Genomic DNA, 3590 nt, shown 5'->3' with positions numbered 1-3590 from the left:
TTAGATTTAAAAATTTTTTTTCACAGGAGGTTTTTAGACAATAATTAAACATGTAAATAGTATTTATTAACATGAATACTAAAACATTGAAAAATAAAATGACAAGAGGTAAAATTTTGACACAAACAAAAAAACAGAAATTAACAATGCAATATAGATATTGTTTAAAAAATAAAAATAAAAAATGAAAAATATTTTTCATCTTATTACCGATTCGTCAGCAAATTAAAAATTTAATCATTAGAAACTAATAGATGCATATTTACCATAAATAGTAGGATTTTTTGTATTCCAATTATTTATTACACCAAAGCTATTTCTAGAACTTATAGCATCCGCAACTACCCAAACATCTCCAATGAGAATTTGAGCCCATGTATGACCAATCACATTTCCACTATTAAAAGTAGCTTTACCATTTACATAACGTGCTGGTAATCCACTTGCTCTTGAAAGAGCTATTAATAAGTGAGATGTATCTACACAATTAGCAGATAAGCTTGTAGTTACCTTTTTAGCACCTTGTTGAGTATTAAAATAATAGCTATATCCTACATTGTCTCTAACCCAATTAAATAAAGCTACTGCCTTACTTAATTCAGAAGTACAACCTGCTGTAATTTTTTTAGCTAAAGCCTGAATAACAGGATCATTAACTTGAGCATTAGTTGTTGCTTGTAGATATTGAGCCAAGGATTCACCATCATATTTACTATTCATAGGACTTGATGGAACTGTAACAGGAGCCTTAGCAGTTGTATTTCCAACAACAACATCGACAGATTTCAATACCTTACCAGTATAGCTTACATAGTCAGGTATTTCCTGTTTTACATTCACATAGTGAAGAACTCTTGAAAAACCATCTACGATGTTTTGATATTGAAGTTTACCTACAGGTGAAATTCCGTAATCTGGAGCTTTACCATAAGCATCAATATACTCCACAATTCGTGATGCTAGATCAATATAGTCTTTAGCATATAAAGTACCATTAACTGCATTTCCAACAGTTGAAGAAGAATCCCCAACAGGTTTAGATTGAATATCTTTATTTATGCCCGAATATACATATTCAATAGACGCAGCCATTAAATATAAGAATTCGCTCATTGAATACTTTTTACCATCCACAAGAATAGCTGAAGGAACTTTATTATATGAATCTATATAGTTCTTAAGTTCAGTAGAAGCTTTCTTAATGTCACCAATACTCATATTTCCATATATAGTATTGTTAGTGTTATTTGAACTAGATGAAGAATTTCCAGGTTTATGAGATATAGTTAAACCATGCGTTCCTGTTATTTTTGGAATTACCTTATTTATATTGCTTGAACTTTTAACATTGTATGAAACATATTTAGGTAATACTTTATTCACTTTCACAAAATTAAGAATTCTTGAAAATCCATCAATCATTGATTGAAATTGAATATTTCCTAAGTTAGTTTTACCAAAATTAGGAGCTATACCATGTTTTTCATAAAAAGCTACAACTCTTTTACTCAAATCAATATATTGTGATTCCTGAACTTTTCCTTTAACAGCCGTCCCCTGAGGAGCACTAGGGTTTTTATATTCACTTAATTTGACACTATCACTGCTTTTATTTGCTATATTTACAATGGTTTTAGAAAGCATGTATAAAAAGTCAGACATTGAAAATTTATCTCCAGAGATAATAACATAATCTGGAACTCTATTATTTTTTTCAACAAACTTTTTAACTCCAGCTGCTGCATCTAATATTGCACTTTTATTTACAGTGTATAGACTACTTCCTGCAAATTGCACCTTATTTTTAGTTGATACTGAATTATTTAAATTTTCATTCACTTTTTCTTTATTACTCTCACTAGAATTGCTACTTGAACTGATTATATCAGTCGTATTATTAATGTTTCCACTAGTATTCAACTTAGAATCATTTATCTTAGATATATTAGAATTTAATTCCTGTGTAGGCGTCTCAATTGATTTATAATCATTTGTTGACCCATTACTTGAATTGAGACTATTCATTGAATATTCCTTGGCATTTAAAGATAAATTATCCATATTTTCAGTAAAAAGACTTTCATTAGTTTGATTAATGTCATCTGCATAAATCATACCCAAATTCACAGTGAACAAGAGTATTATAAACACAAAAAACATTTTAGTACTACTTGAAATGTTTTTACCTCCAACTCTAACGCTAAATAGTACAGAATAAATATATATTATTCGACTAATATGCGCATATAATATGTTTATATTTCATCTAATATATATTTTGTTATCATATCATGAAATAATATGATAATTAGTACATTAGTTTTTAGTTCATTATAATATCTAAAGTTAAATTAATGACATGAAAAACTATGATATTACCAAAATAGTTTTTAACAAAAGATATAAAATGTTTTAAAATGAACAGTATAATATATTCTTTTTATAATATATAAATATTATGATTTATTTTAATATAATAATAATGTCATTATAAATAAAAACAAAATATATTTTTAGAGCAAATCATATTAAATTATGTAAAATATAAAATAATAAATATTAATAAGTCAATAAAAATATCAATTGATAATGTCAGTGTATATTCAGTTTATAGAATTAACATAACATGAAAAATATATTTAAAAATAAAAAGAAGTTATGGGCATCTACACATAATTAGGTCATGTGAAAAATAAATTAAATAATTAAATAAATTATAATTAAAGTATACATAAATATAAGAGAGCAGTAATAACTCCATTAAGCTCTATTAGAAGCTACAACTGATGTAATTGATAATACCTTAAATTTTAATATAGATAATTACAAATCTTGTATATCAATTCCAGACCCAAATCCAATGAAATCATAATTTTCTATTTCTTCAATATTAAAATCTTGAGCTTTAACTATTTTCGCATTTGTTTTTTTTGAAAAAGCTTCAGCTATTTCCATTGTATTCATCTGATGATATGAATGAACAATTATTAAAACCTTTTTATCCATTTGTTTTCCATAATCTTTGGTCTCCAATAAATTTATAATATAATAATATGAGGATTCGTATTTAATAATTTTCTTTTTATATGTATTATTTTTTTTCTTTGGTATTTTTATTTATGTTTGATTGTTTATATATTTTTTTATGAGTTTTAATAGTAGTATTCGTAAGTGTTTTAGGTTTGTGTTGAAGAAGTTGAATGTTTGGGAGAGTAGTGGTAAGTTTAGTGTTGATTTTGATTATTTGAGGTCTGTTGTTCGTGGGGATTTTAGTGATTTGTGGAAGGAAGGTCTTAATTTTAATATTAATAGTCCTTTTAATAAAGAGCTTTTGTGTTGTGATTTGGAAAGAATGGTTCGCGCATTAGATGATGGAGAAAGTGTGAATCATTTTAAGACTCTTTTTCTTCTTAACTCTATGAATAATGAAAATGAAGAGTTGTTAGAGTTGAAAGAACATAAGAATATGCTGAATTGTGAAATATATAGATCAATACTGGAATCCATGTACAATCACCAGTGCAGAGGTAGACCACATCATGATGTTACTTTAATGTTTAAAATCATGTATTTACAGGCTAAATATAATT

At 26.4% G+C, this 3590-nt stretch carries 3 protein-coding genes; 1 reads left to right on the top strand and 2 read right to left on the bottom strand.

Annotated features, from left to right (window positions below; all coding sequences use genetic code 11):
- Positions 1–240: 240 nt before the first annotated feature.
- Positions 241–2127, bottom strand: coding sequence for a pseudomurein-binding repeat-containing protein (locus tag MBFIL_RS03255; protein WP_211261700.1), 1887 nt, complete (start codon positions 2125–2127; stop codon positions 241–243).
- Positions 2128–2823: 696 nt separating this feature from the next.
- On the bottom strand, positions 2824–3033 hold the full coding sequence (locus MBFIL_RS03250; RefSeq protein WP_211261699.1) for an NADPH-dependent FMN reductase family protein: 210 nt from the start codon (positions 3031–3033) through the stop codon (positions 2824–2826).
- A 112-nt stretch (positions 3034–3145) separates the two neighbouring features.
- Here MBFIL_RS03250 and MBFIL_RS03245 point away from each other — a divergent pair.
- The coding region (locus MBFIL_RS03245; RefSeq protein WP_157078598.1) for a hypothetical protein at positions 3146–3590 on the top strand (445 nt) is incomplete at its 3' end.

The organism is Methanobrevibacter filiformis, assembly GCF_001639265.1.
Taxonomy (GTDB): Archaea; Methanobacteriota; Methanobacteria; order Methanobacteriales; family Methanobacteriaceae; genus Methanacia; species Methanacia filiformis.
The sequence above is the reverse complement of the archived record's forward strand: the minus strand, read 5'-3'. Positions and strand labels throughout refer to the sequence as shown.